Below are 16541 nucleotides of genomic sequence, written 5' to 3' on the forward strand. Positions count from 1 at the left end.
CAAAACGCGCAAACCACTTTCCCCATTATGACTGCACAACTCTCCAAAAAATCCGAAGCCTGGTCGGCCCGCTTCAATGAACCGGTCTCGGACCTGGTCAAACGCTACACCGCCTCGGTGTTCTTCGACAAGCGCCTGGCCAAGGCCGACATCCAGGGCTCGCTGGCCCACGCCGAAATGCTGGCCGCGCAAGGCATCATCAGCGCCGCCGACCGCGCCGAAATCGAACGCGGCATGGCGCAGATCGGCGCCGAGATCGAAGCCGGCCAGTTCGAATGGCTGCTCGACCTGGAAGACGTCCACCTCAACATCGAAAAACGCCTGACCGAACTGGTGGGCGACGCCGGCAAGCGCCTGCACACCGGCCGCTCCCGCAACGACCAGGTGGCGACCGACATCCGCCTCTACGTGCGCGCCGCCATCGACGACGTGGTCGAACTGCTGCACGCGCTGCGCGCCGCGCTGACCGACCTGGCCGAGAAAAACGCCGACACCATCATGCCCGGCTTCACCCACATGCAGGTGGCGCAGCCGATCACCTTCGGCCACCACATGCTGGCCTACGTCGAAATGTTCGGCCGCGACGCCGAGCGCATGGCCGACTGCCGCAAGCGCGTCAACCGCCTGCCGCTGGGCGCCGCCGCGCTGGCCGGCACCACCTTCCCGATCGACCGCGAACGCGTGGCCAGGACGCTGGGCTTTGACGATGTCTGCCACAACTCGCTGGACGCCGTCTCCGACCGCGACTTCGCCATCGAATTCACCGCCGCCGCCTCGCTCATCATGACCCACATCTCGCGCATGTCGGAGGAACTGGTGATCTGGATGAGCCCACGGGTCGGCTTCATCGACATCGCCGACCGCTTCTGCACCGGCTCGTCGATCATGCCGCAAAAGAAAAACCCGGACGTGCCGGAACTGGCGCGCGGCAAGACCGGCCGCGTCTACGGTCACCTGATGGGCCTTTTGACCCTGATGAAGGGCCAGCCGCTGGCCTACAACAAGGACAACCAGGAAGATAAAGAGCCGCTGTTCGACACCGTCGACACCGTGGTCGACACGCTGCGCATCTTCGCCGACATGGCCGGCGGCATCAGCGTCAAGCCGGAAGCGATGCGCGCCGCCGCGCTGCAAGGCTACGCCACCGCCACCGACCTGGCCGACTATCTGGTCAAGAAAGGCCTGCCGTTCCGCGACGCCCACGAAGCCGTGGCCCACGCCGTGCGCGCCTGCGACGACCTGAAGATCGACCTGGCCGAGATGACGCTGGAGCAGCTGCGCGCCTTCTCGACGCTGATCGAGGACGACGTGTTCGCCGTGCTGACGCTGGAAGGCTCGGTCGCCGCGCGCGACCACGTCGGCGGCACCGCGCCGAACCAGGTGCGCAAAGCCATCGCCCGCGTGCGCGCGCAGCTGGCCGAGTAAGCCCCCACCACCCGCCGGGCGCAGGTCACCACCAAGCGCCCGGCGCGGCAAAAAATCCCCTCTCCTGTTGAGCTAGCACAGAACCTCCCCGGCGCGCGCGTTCTAGCGTGATCCCATGGCGGACCGGCACATCATTCGATGCCCGCCGGAATGCCGAACCTGGGAGGATGACATGAACCAACACACACTCTTGCTAGTCGCCTGCCTGCTTGCGGCCCCGTTGCGCGCGGCGGAACTTCAACTGATGTCGGCGCCGGTCCGCATCGCCACGCCGCAGGAGAGCGCGGGCCTGGTGTCGCGCCTGTCGACGCTGGACCACCGCCAGGGGCTGGGCGCCGACTACAGCTTCCGCATCAGCAGCCAGCACCCCGGCGTGACCGGGCAAAAGATCACGCGCGCGCAGCACACCTACAAAGGCCTGCGCGTGCTGGGCTCCGAATCGGTGGTGGTGACCAACCCCGCCGGCGAGATCGTCGGCGTCTCGATCGCCGACCGCCGCCCCGGCCTGGCGCCGAGCGCGGTGACGCCGGGCGGCGCGCCCACGCCCGACACGCCCGCCGCGCCCGCCACGCCGGCCGACACCGCGCCGGCCATCGGCACCGACGAAGCGATCCGCATCGCGGTGCGGGCGATCGCGCCGCGCGGCACGCACCGCTGGCCGCCCAGCGCCGAGCTGCTGATCTATCCGGTGATGAAAACGGTGCGCGCGCCGTCGGCCGCCGGCAAGTCCGAGGAGCAATTGAACGCCACCGACCTGCAGGAAGTGGTCGACCGCTACGCGCTGGCCTACCTGGTGCAGCTACGGATGGCGCAGGACGGCAAGGTGATCTACTTCGACGTCGTGGTCGACGCCCGCACCGGCGCCATCATCCAGCAGTGGCCCGCGCTGCAAACGGTGATCGGCAGCGGCAACAGCCAGTACAACGGCGTGGTGCCGATCAACACCACGCTGTCCGGCGCCGGCTACCAGATGCTGGACGCCTCGCGCGGCGCAGGCGGCAAGTTCGGCGCGATGGCGATCACCAACGCCAACCACAGTTCGCCGAACAACCCCGACCCCGGCGGCATCTACACCAACGCCGGCAACACCTGGGGCGACGGCCAGCAGTACAACGGCGGCAGCACCAGCAACGCCAACGGCCAGACGGCGGCGGTCAACGCGCTGTGGGGCTTGATGAACACCTACGACACCAACAAGAACGTGCTCGGATGGCAGTCGCTGGACGGGAACAACACCGCCACCTACATCGCCGCCCACGTCGGCACCGGCTACGACAACGCCTTCTACGACGACAGCTGCCGCTGCATGTACATCGGCGACGGCGACTTCTTCCTCAGCCTCGGCTCGATCGACGTGATCGGCCACGAGATGTCGCACGGCGTGACGGCCGCCACGGCGGACCTGATCTACGCCGGCGAATCGGGCGGCTTGAACGAATCGAACTCCGATATCGGCGGCGAGATGGTCGAAGCCTACGCGCGCAATGGCGGCAGCGGCGGCGCGATACCGGCCGCCGGCAACGACTGGATGATGGGCAAGGAGATCAGCCGCAGCGGCGAACCGCTGCGCTGGATGTACAAGCCGCACAAGGACGGCAGCAGCCCGGACGCCTGGAGCGTCAACCTGAAGAACCTCGACGTGCACTATTCGAGCGGACCGAATAACCGCATGTTCTACTTCCTGTCGCAGGGCTCCAGCGCCGATCCCGCCAGCGACTACCACAGCCCCTTCCTGGTCAGGACGCCGGCCGCGATGACCGGTATCGGCAGCGACAAGGCCTACCGCATCTGGTTCAAGGCGCTGACCACCAAGTTCACCTCCTCCACCAACTACGCCGACGCGCGCGACAAGGTGCTGCAAGCGGCGCAGGAGCTGTACGGCACCGCCTCGAAGGAAGCCATCGCGGTGCAGCGCGCCTATGCCGCGATCAACGTCGGCGCCGACATCGACGAGCAAGGCGGCGGTGGTGGTGGCGGTGGCGGCGGCGAGACCGAACGGCTGGTCAACGGCGGCTTCGAAAACGGCGTCACCGGCTGGAGCGGCACCACCGGCGTGATCGGCAACTTCAACGGCCAGGACGCGTATGAAGGCGCGCGCTACGCCTGGCTGGGCGGGAACGGCCGCCGCGCCACCGAGACGCTGACCCAGCGCGTCGCCATCCCGGCCGACGCCACCAGCGCATCGCTCCGCTTCGCGCTGCACATCGACACCGCCGAAACCGGCAACACCGTCTACGACCGGCTGATGGTCACCGTCCGCAACGCCAACGGCGGCGCAACCACCACGCTGGCCACCTACACCAACCTGACCCCGGCCGACGGCTACCAGCTGCGCAGCTTCGACCTGAGCGCATGGAAGGGACAGACCGTAATCCTGTCGTTCACACTGCGCGAAGACCGTTCGAAGCAAACCTCCTTCGTGCTCGACAAGGTCAGCCTGCTGACCCGCTGAGGGTGCACGCCCAACCCTGCTGCTGGTATCATCGAAGGCATGCGCGGAGCACCAACCGCGCGGCCTCGCATAACAACACCAGGGATGTAAAAATGACTATTGGCGGAAACACCATCGAACAGGCTTTGGCTTCCTTGTCCGACATGACGGCGGGCGCGGTCCCGATCGGCAAGGACGAACACCTGCAACGCATCGCCCGCGCACAAGCCTATATGCAGGCACAAGGCATCGCCGCGATCTACATCAACGCCGGCGCCAACCTCACCTACTTCACCGGCACCAAATGGTACGCCAGCGAACGCATGGTCGGCGCCATCCTGCCCGCGCGCGGCGCGATCGAATACATCGCCCCCGCGTTCGAAGAGAGCACGCTGAAGGACTTCATGCTGGTCGACGGCGACGTCAATTGCTGGCACGAGCACGAGAGCCCGTACCAGCTGTTCATCGGCGTGCTGAAGCGCATGGGCATCGCCCCGGACGCCGCGCAGGCGCCGCGCATCGGCATCTGCGAAAGCGCCGCCTTCTTCATCTACGACGGCATCCGCCCGCTGGCCGAAGGCTACACGCTGGAGAACGCGCGCAGCGTGACCGCACACTGCCGCACCCGCAAATCGGCCAACGAGATCGCGTTGATGCAGCGCGCCATGGACATGACGCTGGCCGTGCACGCCGCCACCGCCGGCATGCTGCGCGAAGGGATCACGACCACCGAGGTGGAAGAATTCATCAACCGCGCGCACCGCAAGGTCGGCGCCTCCGGATCGTATTTCGTCATCGTGCTGTTCGGCGAAGCGACCGCGTATCCGCACGGCGTCAGCTACGTGCAGACGTTGAAGCCCGGCGACACTGTACTGATCGACACCGGCTGCAAGCTGCACAACTACATCTCCGACATCACGCGCACCTATGTGTACGGCGAGATCAGCGAGCGCCAGCGCTCGGTATGGAACAGCGAAAAGAAAGCGCAGGCAGCCGCGTTCGCGGCGGCGCAATTGGGCGTGCCGTGCGAGCAGGTCGACCAGGCCGCGCGCCGCTCGCTGGAAGCCGACGGCTTCGGCCCCGGCTACAAGCTGCCAGGCCTGCCGCACCGCACCGGCCACGGCATCGGCCTGGACATCCACGAATGGCCCTACCTGGTCGGCGGCGACAAGACCCCACTGGACGTCGGCATGTGCTTCTCGAACGAACCGATGATCTGCATCCCCGGCGAATTCGGCGTGCGCCACGAAGACCATTTCTACATGACCGAAACCGGCCCGAAATGGTTCACCGAACCAGCCCACAGCATCGACGACCCGTTCGGCCTGCGAAAATAGGACTTCTTAAGAGCGTTTCATCACCAGCGTCAGGATGTCGTAGCTGGCCACCAGTTCGTCGCGCTGGTTGGTGATCTGGACGTCCCAGGCGACCACGCCCTGGCCGACGCCTTTGTCGTCGGTGCGGTTGCGGTCGACCTTGCGCTTGCAGGTCAGGCGCGCGCGGATGGTGTCGCCGATCGCCACCGGGGTGATGAAGCGCAGGTTGTCCAGGCCGTAGTTGGCCAGCACCGGCCCCGGCGCCGGCGAGACGAACAGCCCCGCCGCCGCCGACAGCACGAAGTAGCCGTGCGCGATGCGCTGGCCGAACTGCGTGTCCTTGGCGGCGATGTCGTCGAAGTGCATGTAGAAGTAGTCGCCCGACACGCCGCCGAAATTGACGATGTCCGCTTCGCTGACGGTGCGGCGGTGGGTCAGCAGCGAATCGCCCATCTTCAAATCTTCGAAGTGCTTGCGGAACGGGTGCACTTCGCTTTCCTGCACCTTGGCGCCGCGCACGTATTCGCCGGTGACGGCGGCCAGCATCGTCGGCGAGCCTTGCACCGCCGCGCGTTGCAGGAAGTGGCGCACGGCGCGGATGCCGCCCAGCTCCTCGCCGCCGCCGGCGCGGCCCGGACCACCGTGCTTCAACTGCGGCAGCGGCGAGCCGTGGCCGGTCGAATCGACCGAGGCTTCGCGCTCCAGGATCAGCACGCGGCCGTGCGAAGCGGCCGCCATCGGCACGGCATAGGCGGCGATCGCCGGTTCCTTCGTCACCAAAGTCGACACCAGCGAGCCCTTGCCGCGCGCCGCCAAGGCCAGCGCTTCGTCGATGCCGTTGTAGCTGATGATGGTGCTGACCGGGCCGAAGGCTTCGATGTCGTGCACCGCGTCGTTGCGCATGCCGTCGCGGCACAGCAGCAGCGTCGGCGCGAAGAAGGAGCCGTCCGACACGCCGTCGCCGACCGGCTTGAAGCCGTCGCGCTCACCGAACAAGACTTCGTTGCCGCTTGCGAGCAACGCCAAGCGCTCGGCGACGTCGCGCTGCTGGTCCTTGGACGCCAAGGCGCCCATGCGCACGCCCTCCACCGACGGATCGCCGACGCTGATCTTGGCCAGCCGCTCGCGCAGCCGCGTGCCGACCGCGTCGACCATATGCTCCGGCACGATGACGCGGCGGATGGCGGTGCACTTCTGCCCGGCCTTGCCGGTCATCTCGCGCGCCACCTCCTTGACGAACAAATCGAATTCGGGATCGTCGGCCGACACGTCCGGCGCCAGGATCGCGCAGTTGAGCGAGTCCGCTTCGGCGGTGAACGGCACCGAGTTGGCGATCAGGTTGCGGTTGACGCGCAATTTGGCGGCGGTGTCGGCCGAGCCGGTGAAGGTGACCACGTCGGCGCCGCCCAGGCGGTCCAGCAGATCGCCGGTGCCGCCGATCACCAGTTGCAGCGCGCCTTCCGGCAGCAGGCCGGATTCGTGGATCATGCGCACCACGGCTTCGGTCAGGTAGCTGGTGGCGGTGGCGGGCTTGCCGATGCACGGCATCGCGGCCAGGAAGCTCGGCGCGAATTTCTCCAACAGGCCCCAGATCGGGAAGTTGAAGGCGTTGATGTGCACCGCCAGGCCACCGCGCGGCACCAGGATGTGGGTGCCGGCGAAGCCGCCGTTCTTGCCGAGCGCGATCGCCAGACCTTCATGCAGCACGTTGGACGACGGCAGTTCGCGGCTGCCCATGCTGGCGTAGGCGAACAGCGTGCCGGTGCCGCCCTCGATGTCGACCCAGCTGTCGGCGCGGGTGGCGCCGGTCAGGTGCGAGATCGCGTACAGCTCTTCCTTGCGGCTGGCCAGGTACAGCGCCAGCGCCTTCAGGCGCGCGGCGCGCTGCTGGAAGTCCAGCTTCATCAAGCCGGGCACGCCGGTCTTGCGGGCATAGGTGACGGCTTCGTCGAAGTCGATCCGCTCGGCGTGGGTGTTGTAGATCAGCGAGTTGTTCAAGGCGCTGCGCAGCGGGGTGGCGGCTTCGTTGCCGATCCAGCGGCCGGCGATCAGGCTTTGCAGGGTCGATATTTGTGGCATGGTGCGGTCTCCGTGAATTGCGTTGTGGCGGCGGCCCGGCTCAGGCCGAGGCGTTCTTGTGCAGGTGCAGCGGCATCGAGCTTTCCCATTCGATGCGTTTGCGGTCCGCTTCGACTTCGGTCAGCGCTTCGACTTCGCGCATGGTGTTCATCGAGCGCACCGCCAGTTCCTGGTACTGGCCGGTGCCCTCGGTCTTCCATTTGATCTCGTCGTCGCGCAGTGCGCGCGCGACCTTGGCCGGCGTGCCGACCACCAGGCTGCGCGGCGGCACCTCCATGCCGGCGCGGACGAAGCTCATGGCGGCGACGATGCTGTCGGCGCCGATGACGGCGTTGTCCATGATGACGCTGTTCATGCCGACCAGCGCGTTGCGGCCGATGCGGCAGCCGTGCAGCACCGCGCCGTGGCCGATATGGCCGTCGCGTTCCACCACCGTGTCGCAGCCGGGGAAGCCGTGCATGACGCAGGTGTCCTGCAGATTGGCGCCCTCCTCCAGCACCAGCCGGCCGAAGTCGCCGCGCAGCGACGCCAGCGGACCGATATAGCAACGCGGCCCGACGATGACGTCGCCGATCAGCACCGCGCTGGGATGCACGTAGGCGGTCGGGTGGACCACCGGCGTGACGCCATTGATTTCATAGACCTTGACCATGGCTCAGACCCGCTCGATGACGAGGGCGATGCCTTGCCCGACGCCGATGCACATGGTGCACAGCGCGTAGCGGCCGCCGGTGCGCTCCAGCTGGTGCAGCGCCGCCAGCACCAGCCGCGCGCCGGACGCGCCCAACGGGTGGCCGATGGCGATCGCGCCGCCGTTCGGGTTGACGTGCGGCGCATCGTCGGCCAGGCCGAGGTCGCGCGTCACCGCCAGTCCCTGCGCGGCGAAGGCTTCGTTCAATTCGATCACGTCCATCTGGTCGATCGTCAGGCCGACCTGCGCCAGCACTTTCTTCGATGCCGGCGACGGGCCGAAGCCCATGATGCGCGGCGCCAGCCCGGCGGTGGCCATGCCCAGCACGCGGGCGCGCTTGCGCAGGCCGTATTGCTCGGCCGCCGTCGCGGAGGCCAGCAGGATGGCGCAGGCGCCGTCGTTGACGCCGGACGCGTTGCCCGCCGTGACGCTGCCGTCCGGCCGCACCACGCCTTTCAGCTTGGCCAGCATCTCGACGGTGGTGTCGGGACGCGGGTGCTCGTCGGTGTCGAAGATCTTCGCCTCGCCGGCGGCGCGGCGGCTCTGCGGCAGCGTGACCGGCACGATCTCGCTGGCGAACACCCCGGCGGCGTGGGCGGCGGCCCAGCGTTGCTGGCTGCGCACCGCGAACGCGTCCTGGTCGGCGCGGCTGATGCCGAATTCCTGCGCGACGTTTTCGGCCGTCTCCGGCATCGAGTCGACGCCGTGCGCCGCCTTCATCAGCGGATTGACGAAGCGCCAGCCGATGGTGGTGTCCTCGATCTTGGCGGCGCGCGAGTAGGCGCTGTCGGCCTTGCCCATGACGAACGGCGCGCGCGTCATGCTTTCGACGCCGCCGGCGATGATCAGTTGTGCCTCGCCGGACTTGATGGCGCGCGCGGCCAGGCCCACCGCGTCCAGCGACGAGCCGCACAGGCGGTTGATGGTGTTGGCCGGCACGTCGACCGGCAGGCCGGCCAGCAGCGCGGCCATGCGGCCGACGTTGCGGTTGTCTTCGCCGGCGCCGTTGGCGCAGCCGTAGTAGACGTCGTCCACCTTGGACCAGTCGACGCCGGGATTGCGCGCGATCAGCGCGGCGATGGGCAGCGCGGCCAGGTCGTCGGCGCGCACGCCGGCCAGGGCGCCACCGTAGCGGCCGAACGGGGTGCGGATGGCGTCACAGATGAATGCATCGAACATGGAGTCTCCTTAATTTTTCGGGCGCTGGTCGACCACGCGCCGGGCCTTGCCGGTCAGCGTGCGTTCGATGCCGTTGGCCGGCAGCAGGCGCACCTTGGTGCTGACGCCGACGTGGGTCTTGATGCGTTGTTCCAGCTCGCTCGCCAGCGCTTCGGTCTCGCCGGCCGGGGTGTCGGGGCGCAGCTCGGCCAGCACCTCCAGCTTGTCGAGATGGCCGTCACGGCTGATCACCAACTGGTATTGCGGCGCCAGTTTCGGCATCTTGCAGATCAGTTCTTCGATCTGGGTCGGGAACACGTTGACGCCACGGATGATCAGCATGTCGTCCGAGCGCCCGGTGATCTTGCCGATGCGGCGCATCGAACGCGATGTCGCCGGCAGCAGGCGTGTGAGGTCGCGCGTGCGGTAGCGGATGATCGGCAGCGCTTCCTTGCTGAGCGAGGTGAAGACCAGCTCGCCCTCTTCGCCGTCGGGCAGCACTTCGCCGGTTTCGGGGTCAATGATCTCCGGGTAGAAATGGTCTTCCCAGATCACCGGGCCATCCTTGCTCTCGATGCATTCGCTGGCGACGCCGGGGCCCATCACTTCGGACAGGCCGTAGATGTCGACCGCGTCGATGCCGGCGCGCTGTTCGATCTCCTTGCGCATGGCGTCGGTCCACGGTTCGGCGCCGAAGATGCCGACCTTGAGCGAGCTGGCGGCGGGATCCAGGCCCTGGCGCGTGAATTCCTCGATGATGTTCAACATGTACGACGGCGTGACCATGATGATGGACGGCTTGAAGTCCTGGATCAGCTGCACCTGTTTTTCGGTCTGGCCGCCGGACATCGGGATCACCGTGCAGCCGAGGCGTTCGGCGCCGTAGTGCGCGCCAAGGCCACCGGTGAACAGGCCGTAGCCATAGGAGATGTGCACCATGTCGCCACGGCGCCCGCCGGCGGCGCGGATCGAGCGCGCGACCACGTTGGCCCAGGTGTCGATGTCGTTCTGGGTGTAGCCGACCACGGTCGGCTTGCCGGTGGTGCCGCTGGATGCGTGCACGCGGACCACACGGTCCTGCGGCACGGCGAACATGCCGAACGGGTAGTTGTCGCGCAGTTCCTTCTTGCCGGTGAAGGGGAACTTGGCCAGGTCGGCCAGCGTCTTCAGGTCGTCGGGGTGGACGCCGGCGGCGTCGAAGGCGGCGCGGTAGTGGGCGACGTTGTCATAGGCGTGCTTGAGCGACCATTGCATGCGTTGCAGTTGCAGGGCTTGCAGTTCGTCCTTGCTGGCGAGTTCGATCGGTTCCAGGTCGGACGGTGCCGGGATACGTTGGACCATATTTGTCTCCTCTTTATATCTGTGGGACGACTTCGCCGCTGACGCGGTGCGACTTCCCCCGGAACAGCGCGATGGTGCGGCCGTCCTGGTTGCTGATCTTGACGTCGTAGACGCCGCTCTTGCCGGCCAGCGCCTGTTCGACGGCGGTGGCGCTCAGCACGTCGTGCAGGCGGCCGGGCGCGAGGTAGTCGATGCTGCAGCCGGCGCCCACGGTCACCAGATTGTGGCTGTTGCAGGCGAAGGCGAAGGCGCTGTCGGCCAGCGCGAAGATGAAGCCGCCGTGGCAGCTGCCATGGCCGTTCAGCATGTCGTCGCGCACCGTCATCGTCAGCCGCGCGAAGCCGGGCGCGATGGCGGCGATGGTCATGCCCAAGCCTTGCGAGGCCGTGTCGCGCGCGTACATCGCCGCGGCGGCGGCTTCGGCCATCGCCTGCGCTTCGGTGGCATGTCGCCCGGCAGCGGCGGCCGGCGTCTGCGCCACGGCGGCATTGGGCTCGCGGGCGGCGGCTGCGGCGTCGCGGATGACGCTGGCGCCGGGGGCGGCGGCAGCGTCGCGGATGGCGGCGGCGCCGGGGGCGGCACCTGCCGCGTCGCGTATGACGCTGGCGCCGGGGGCGGCGGCTGCGGCGTCGCGGATGGCGGCGGCGCCGGGGGCGGCACCTGCCGCGTCGCGTATGACGCTGGCGCCGGGGGCGGCGGCTGCGGCGTCGCGGATGGCGGCGCCGCCGGGGGCGGCGGCCAGGATGCCCAGCTTAGTCATGGAAGCGCCCTCCGCTAGCCAGTTTGCGGCGCAGCAGCGGCGAGACGCGGTAGCGGTCTTCGCCATAGCCTGCGGCCAAATTGGCCAGCACGGTGACGATCTGCTCGACGCCGACCGCATCGGCCCAGGCCAGCGGGCCGCGTGGATAGTTGACGCCTTTTTGCATCGCAATGTCGGCCGCCTGCGCATTGCAGACGCCCTGGTTGACGGCGTCCGCCGCCTCGTTGGCGAGCATGGCGACAGTGCGCATGACAGCCATGCCGGGGACGTCATCAAGCCGCGTGACCGTGAAGCCAGCGGCCTGCAACAGCCCGACCACGGCGTTGTAGGCGGCCGGCGAGCACTGGTCGGCGCAGGCGATGGCGATGCGCTTGGCGGTCGAGTAGTCCAGCGCGAGGTCGTACAGCACCGTGCCCGGGTGGTTGTTGTCGCGGGCGCGCTGGGTGGCGCTGCGGCCGTCGGTCAAATAAACGGCGGCGCCGTTGCAGTGGAAGGCCGGCGCCTCGTTCACCGCCGCGCGGCCGCGCGCTTCCGGCACGCTGCGGTGGGCGATGTCGACGCCGGCGGCGCGCAAGCGTGCGGCCAGCGCGTCGGCCACCGCGCCACCAACCGCGTGCGACGCGCCGCCGATGGCGCCCGCCTCCACGGTGTAGCTGACATATTCAGGACGCGGCTGCACAGCCTCCGCCTGCGGCCGCAAAGCAGCGTACGAAGGCGCACCCAATGCAGCATCGACGGTGCGAGCGCCGCCGACAACAGCCGGCGCAAGACCTTCAGCGGCGGAGGCGGAGGCAGTGTCCGTGGCGGCCGGGCCGGCGAGGCTACCGCCGACGGTGCGCGCGGTGGCTGCGGCGTCGGTGCGCGCGGCAACGGAAGCGGCGGCGGGTGGCGACGCGGCATCGCCATACGAATAGAATCCCCGGCCAGTCTTGCGGCCGAGGAAGCCGGCGTTGACCATCTCCTGCTGCAGCACCGACGGCGTGAAGCGCGGATCGTTGAAGTACGCATTGAAGACCGATTGCGTGACCGAGAAATTGACGTCATGCCCGATCAGGTCCATCAACTCGAATGGCCCCATGCGGAAGCCGCCCGCCTCGCGCATCACCGCATCGATGGTGGCGGCATCGGCCGCCTGCTCGTTCAGCAAGCGCCAGCCTTCCGCATAAAACGGCCGCGCGACACGGTTGACGATGAAGCCCGGCGTGGACTTGGCGTGCACCGGACTCTTGCCCCAGGCGGCCGCTGTGTCGTACACCGTCTGCGCGACGGCGGCATCGGTGGCCAGCCCGCTGATCACCTCGACCAACGCCATCAACGGCACCGGATTAAAGAAGTGCATGCCGACCAGCCGCGCCGGCAAGCGCAATGGCGCGGCAATGGCGGTGACCGATATCGACGACGTATTGGTGGCGAGTATGCAGTCATCGCCAACGATGGCCTCCAGCTCCGCGAACAAGCCGCGCTTGACGTCCAGGTTTTCAACGATGGCCTCGACCACCAGCCCGGCACCGGCGACATCGGCCAGCGCGACGGCCGGCTGCAAGCGCGCGACGGCGGCGGCGGCATCGACAGCGCTCATGCGCTCCTTGGCGACCAGCTTGTTCAACACCGCAGCGACGTCGGAGATCGCCTTGGCGACCGCCTCCGGCCGCGTGTCGTACAGCTTGACCGTGTAGCCGGCGACAGCCGCCACCTGCGCAATCCCCGCGCCCATGGCGCCGCTGCCGATAACGGCGACCGGACGTTCGATATGAAGAGCCGCCATCTTATTTCCCCTTGAACTGCGGCGCGCGTTTTTCCATGAAGGCGGCGACGCCCTCGCGGTAATCGTCGCTGCGACCCAGTTCGCTCATCATCCCGCATTCGAGCGTCAGTTGCTGCTGCAAGGTGTTGTGCGGGCTGGCGTACAAGGCCTGCTTGGTGAAGGCCAAACCCTTGGTCGGCGCGCTGGCGAAGTGACGCGCCATCGCCTGCGTCTCGGCGGCCAGGTCCTCGTCCGGCACCGCCTTCCAGATCAGCCCCCAGGCCTCGGCCTTTTCGGCGCTGAGCTTTTCGCCCAGCATGGCCAGGCCCATGGCGCGCGCGTTGCCGATCAGGCGAGGCAGGAAGTAAGTGCCGCCGGTGTCGGGGATCAGCCCCAGTTTGCAGAACACCTCGACGAAGGATGCGGATTTCGCGGCCAGCACGATGTCGCACGCCAGCGCGATGTTGGCGCCGGCGCCGGCGGCCACGCCGTTGACGGCGCAGATCACCGGCATCGGCAAGGCGCGCAGCGCCAGCACCAGCGGCGCGTAGTTCTTTTCCACCGAGTCGCCCAGATCGACCGGCCGCGCGCCCGGCTCCACCGAACGGTCCGACAAATCCTGGCCGGCGCAGAAGCCGCGCCCGGCGCCGGTCAAGACGAACACGCGCACGCTCTTGTCGGCGCCGACCTTGTGCAGCGCGTGGCGCACTTCCTCGTGCATGGCCTGGGTGAAGCTGTTTAACTTGTCCGGGCGGTTCAGCGTCAGCGTGGCGACGCCGTCGGTGATGTCGAACAGGATGTTTTCATAGTTCATGGCGTCTCCGTATGGTTTTTTATTCCGCCTGGTCGAAGTCGATGACGACCTTGCCGGTGGTGGGGAAGCTTTGGCAGCTGAGGACATAGCCGCGCGCGATTTCGTAGTCTTCCAGCGCGTAGTTGACGTCCATGTCGACCTTGCCCTCGATCAGCTTGCAGCGGCAGGTCGAGCACACGCCGCCCTTGCACGAGTAGCGCATGTCGATGCCGGCTTTGAGGCCGGCGTCGAGCAGCGATTCCTTGTCCTGGTCCATGGTGAAGGTCGAGGCGCTGCCGTCGAGGATGACGGTGACTTCGGTCTCGTGGCGGCCGGCTGCCGGATCCAGCGCGCGCGGCTTGTGCTGGTGCTTGGGGATGCTGGCGGCGAACAGTTCGATCTTGATGTTCGCCTTCGGCATGCCGGCTTCCTGCAAGGCTTCGGAGACGCCGTGCATCATGTCTTCCGGGCCGCAGATGAAGGCGACATCGATGTCGTCGGCGCGCACCCAGTGTTGCAGGAATTGCGCGGCCTTGTCCTTGGTGATGCGGCCGTTGAACAGTTCGATGTCCTGCTGTTCGCGGCTCATGACGTAGGCCAGCTTCAGGCGCTCCATGTAGGTGTCCTTCAGATCCGACAGTTCGTCCTTGAAGATCACCGACGACGAGGCGCGGTTGCCGTAGAAGAGCGTGAAGCGGCTGTGCGGTTCGGCCGCCAGCGTGGTCTTGATGATCGACAGGATCGGCGTGATGCCGCTGCCGCAGGCGAAGGCCAGGTAGTGCTTGCGGTTGGCGGCGTCCAGCGGCACGTTGAAGTGGCCCATCGGCGGCATCACGTCGAGCGTGGCGCCGGCCTTCAGCGTGTCGTTGGCCCAGCTGGAGAACAGGCCGCCCTGGGTGCGCTTGATGGCGACGCGCAGCGCGCCGTCCTGCACGGCGGAGCAGATCGAGTAGGAGCGGCGCACGTCTTCGTCGGCGATCTGGGCGCGCAGCGTGAGGTGCTGGCCTTGCTGGAACTGGAAGCTGTCGCGCAGCTCGGGCGGGACGGCGAAAGTGACGGCGATGGTGTCGCGCGTTTCGTTGCGCACTTGCGAGATGGTCAGCGGGTGGAATTTGCTCATGATCTTTTTAGTGGCACTTGAAGTAGTCGAAGGGCTCGCGGCAGTCCAGGCATTTGTACAGCGCCTTGCAGGGCGTGGAGCCGAACTGGCTGGTGATTTCGGTGTGCGTGGAGCCGCAGTTGGGGCAGGCCACAACCAGGCGCGGTTGGGGGCGGCGCGAGATGGCGGTCAGCGCGGCGTTGGCGTTGGCGTTGCGGCCGGCGCGCAGGCCGCTGATGTCGATCACCTGTTGCGCCGGCGGGGCGATGCCGTAGCCTTTGAGTTTGGCCTTGCCGTCTTCGCTCATCCAGTCGGTGGTCCAGGCGGGCGACAGCTGGTTGTGCAGGCGGACGGTTTGCAGGCCGTGCGCGTGCAGCGCGTCGGTGATGGCGTCGGCGATGACTTGCATGGCAGGGCAGCCGGAGTATGTCGGCGTGATCGTGACGTCGCAGGCGCCGTCGGCGGCCAGGCGCACATCGCGCACGATGCCCAGGTCGACGATGGAGATCACCGGGATCTCCGGATCGGAAACCTCGGCCAGCCAGGCCCAGACCTGCGCGGCGTCAGGCGTGGCGGCGAGCGACGAGCCGGCGCGCGACGGGTCGGCTGGCGTGGCGGCGATGGCGGCGGCTGTCATGGCGGGCTCGCGCTTACCAGGTGGCGCCGGGATAGGCGCGCTGCAGGAACTGCATCTCGGCCAAAATAAAACCCAGGTGCTCGCTATGGCGGCCCTGCTTGCCGCCCTTCTGCATCCACGCGTCGGCCGGCGGCATGGTCAGCGTGGCTTCGGCGAAGATCTCGGCGACATGCGCCAGCCATTGCGCGCGCAGTTCGTCGGCCGGCGGCGCGATGCCTTCGGCGACCATCGCCTCGTCGATCGCGTCATAGGCGAACACCTCGCCGCTGTACATCCACAACTCGTCGGCGGCAGCCTGCGTCTTGGCGCGGCTAAGCTCCGTGCCGTCGCCCATGCGCACGATCAGATCGCCGCTGCGGCGCAGATGGTAGGTCACCTCCTTCAGCGACTTCTCGGCGATGGCGGCGATGCGCACGTCCACACTGCGCGTCAGACCGACGATCAGGAAGTAGTGCCAGCAGTCGAAGTAAAACTGCCGCATCATGGTGTCGGCGTAGTTGCCGTTCGGCTGCTCCAGCAGCAGGCAGTTCTTGAAATCGTGCGCGTCGCGGTGATAGGCCAGCTTGTCCTCGTCGCGGCCCGCGCCTTCCAGCTCGCCCGCGTACTCGAACCACAAGCGCGTCTGCCCCAGCAGATCCAGCGCGACGTTGGTCAGCGCCATGTCTTCCTCCAGCGCCGGGCCTTTGCCGCACAGCTGCGACAACTGCTGGCTGAGAATCAGCGCATTGTCGCCGAGGCGCAGCAGATAATTAACCTTGTTGTCCATGCCGCGCCTCACAGGTTCTTGACTTCTTCCGGCATCGGGAAGAAGGTCGGGTGGCGATACACCTTGCTGTTGGACGGCTCGAACAGCGCACCCTTATCGCCCGGGCTGCTGGCCACGATGTCGGCCGCGCGCACCACCCAGATGCTGACGCCCTCATTGCGCCGCGTATAAACATCGCGCGCGTTGTTGACCGCCATCTCGGCGTCCGGCGCGTGCAGGCTGCCGACGTGCTTGTGCGCCAATCCGTGCTGGCTGCGGATGAATACTTCCCACAGGGGCCATTCTTTACTCATGCTTGTCT

14 protein-coding genes are annotated in these 16541 nt (G+C 67.5%); 3 read left to right on the top strand and 11 right to left on the bottom strand.

From position 1 onward, the window contains the following. Positions 1-27: 27 nt before the first annotated feature. The 3 genes from argH (at position 28) to GW587_RS00290 (ending at position 5193) form a co-directional block, all read left to right on the top strand. Complete coding sequence (argH, locus tag GW587_RS00280) at positions 28-1425, top strand: argininosuccinate lyase (RefSeq protein ID WP_166097316.1); 1398 nt, start codon at positions 28-30, stop codon at positions 1423-1425. Between the two features lie 172 nt (positions 1426-1597). Next, positions 1598-3877: a M4 family metallopeptidase gene (locus tag GW587_RS00285; RefSeq protein ID WP_166097318.1), complete on the top strand. Its 2280-nt coding sequence runs from the start codon at positions 1598-1600 to the stop codon at positions 3875-3877. Between the two features lie 92 nt (positions 3878-3969). Beyond that, positions 3970-5193 (top strand): M24 family metallopeptidase, encoded by a 1224-nt coding sequence (locus GW587_RS00290; RefSeq protein WP_166097320.1) that lies wholly within the window; start codon positions 3970-3972, stop codon positions 5191-5193. A gap of 6 nt (positions 5194-5199) precedes the next feature. Here GW587_RS00290 and paaZ read toward each other — a convergent pair whose 3' ends face one another. From paaZ to paaB, 11 genes are all read right to left on the bottom strand, one after another. After that, positions 5200-7251, bottom strand: coding sequence for a phenylacetic acid degradation bifunctional protein PaaZ (gene paaZ / locus GW587_RS00295; protein WP_166097321.1), 2052 nt, complete (start codon positions 7249-7251; stop codon positions 5200-5202). Positions 7252-7291: 40 nt separating this feature from the next. Next, complete coding sequence (gene paaY, locus GW587_RS00300; RefSeq protein WP_166097323.1) at positions 7292-7903, bottom strand: phenylacetic acid degradation protein PaaY; 612 nt, start codon at positions 7901-7903, stop codon at positions 7292-7294. A gap of 3 nt (positions 7904-7906) precedes the next feature. After that, complete coding sequence (gene pcaF, locus GW587_RS00305) at positions 7907-9121, bottom strand: 3-oxoadipyl-CoA thiolase (RefSeq protein ID WP_166097325.1); 1215 nt, start codon at positions 9119-9121, stop codon at positions 7907-7909. Between the two features lie 9 nt (positions 9122-9130). Further along, entirely contained in the window at positions 9131-10441 is a 1311-nt protein-coding gene (gene paaK, locus GW587_RS00310) for a phenylacetate--CoA ligase PaaK (protein WP_166097327.1), read from the bottom strand. 13 nt (positions 10442-10454) lie between these two features. After that, entirely contained in the window at positions 10455-10868 is a 414-nt protein-coding gene (gene paaI, locus GW587_RS00315; RefSeq protein WP_166099005.1) for a hydroxyphenylacetyl-CoA thioesterase PaaI, read from the bottom strand. A gap of 325 nt (positions 10869-11193) precedes the next feature. Further along, on the bottom strand, positions 11194-12966 hold the full coding sequence (locus GW587_RS31115; RefSeq protein ID WP_229259234.1) for a 3-hydroxyacyl-CoA dehydrogenase: 1773 nt from the start codon (positions 12964-12966) through the stop codon (positions 11194-11196). A gap of 1 nt (position 12967) precedes the next feature. Continuing rightward, a complete protein-coding gene (gene paaG, locus GW587_RS00330; RefSeq protein WP_166097329.1) occupies positions 12968-13759 on the bottom strand; it encodes a 2-(1,2-epoxy-1,2-dihydrophenyl)acetyl-CoA isomerase PaaG in 792 nt (263 codons plus the stop codon). Positions 13760-13778: 19 nt separating this feature from the next. Further along, positions 13779-14858 carry a 1,2-phenylacetyl-CoA epoxidase subunit PaaE gene (gene paaE / locus GW587_RS00335; RefSeq protein WP_166097331.1) on the bottom strand — a complete coding sequence of 360 codons (1080 nt, stop codon included), beginning with the start codon at positions 14856-14858 and terminating at the stop codon, positions 13779-13781. 7 nt (positions 14859-14865) lie between these two features. After that, positions 14866-15474, bottom strand: a complete 609-nt coding sequence (gene paaD / locus GW587_RS00340; RefSeq protein WP_207393295.1) for a 1,2-phenylacetyl-CoA epoxidase subunit PaaD — start codon at positions 15472-15474, stop codon at positions 14866-14868. Between the two features lie 13 nt (positions 15475-15487). Then, positions 15488-16240: a 1,2-phenylacetyl-CoA epoxidase subunit PaaC gene (paaC, locus tag GW587_RS00345; RefSeq protein ID WP_166097333.1), complete on the bottom strand. Its 753-nt coding sequence runs from the start codon at positions 16238-16240 to the stop codon at positions 15488-15490. Positions 16241-16248: 8 nt separating this feature from the next. Beyond that, on the bottom strand, positions 16249-16533 hold the full coding sequence (paaB, locus tag GW587_RS00350; RefSeq protein WP_020701068.1) for a 1,2-phenylacetyl-CoA epoxidase subunit PaaB: 285 nt from the start codon (positions 16531-16533) through the stop codon (positions 16249-16251). Positions 16534-16541: the final 8 nt, after the last annotated feature.

This window comes from Duganella aceris (genome assembly GCF_011090165.1).
GTDB classification, from domain to species: domain Bacteria; phylum Pseudomonadota; class Gammaproteobacteria; order Burkholderiales; family Burkholderiaceae_D; genus Rugamonas; species Rugamonas aceris.

Bases quoted from the DNA above. Each gene is read 5' to 3' on its own strand.
- argH (WP_166097316.1), top strand. From the start codon at position 28: ATGACTGCACAACTCTCCAAAAAATCCGAAGCCTGGTCGGCCCGCTTC.
- GW587_RS00285 (WP_166097318.1), top strand. From the start codon at position 1,598: ATGAACCAACACACACTCTTGCTAGTCGCCTGCCTGCTTGCGGCCCCG.
- GW587_RS00290 (WP_166097320.1), top strand. From the start codon at position 3,970: ATGACTATTGGCGGAAACACCATCGAACAGGCTTTGGCTTCCTTGTCC.
- paaZ (WP_166097321.1), bottom strand. From the start codon at position 7,251: ATGCCACAAATATCGACCCTGCAAAGCCTGATCGCCGGCCGCTGGATC.
- paaY (WP_166097323.1), bottom strand. From the start codon at position 7,903: ATGGTCAAGGTCTATGAAATCAATGGCGTCACGCCGGTGGTCCACCCG.
- pcaF (WP_166097325.1), bottom strand. From the start codon at position 9,121: ATGTTCGATGCATTCATCTGTGACGCCATCCGCACCCCGTTCGGCCGC.
- paaK (WP_166097327.1), bottom strand. From the start codon at position 10,441: ATGGTCCAACGTATCCCGGCACCGTCCGACCTGGAACCGATCGAACTC.
- paaI (WP_166099005.1), bottom strand. From the start codon at position 10,868: ATGGCCGAAGCCGCCGCCGCGGCGATGTACGCGCGCGACACGGCCTCG.
- GW587_RS31115 (WP_229259234.1), bottom strand. From the start codon at position 12,966: ATGGCGGCTCTTCATATCGAACGTCCGGTCGCCGTTATCGGCAGCGGC.
- paaG (WP_166097329.1), bottom strand. From the start codon at position 13,759: ATGAACTATGAAAACATCCTGTTCGACATCACCGACGGCGTCGCCACG.
- paaE (WP_166097331.1), bottom strand. From the start codon at position 14,858: ATGAGCAAATTCCACCCGCTGACCATCTCGCAAGTGCGCAACGAAACG.
- paaD (WP_207393295.1), bottom strand. From the start codon at position 15,474: ATGACAGCCGCCGCCATCGCCGCCACGCCAGCCGACCCGTCGCGCGCC.
- paaC (WP_166097333.1), bottom strand. From the start codon at position 16,240: ATGGACAACAAGGTTAATTATCTGCTGCGCCTCGGCGACAATGCGCTG.
- paaB (WP_020701068.1), bottom strand. From the start codon at position 16,533: ATGAGTAAAGAATGGCCCCTGTGGGAAGTATTCATCCGCAGCCAGCAC.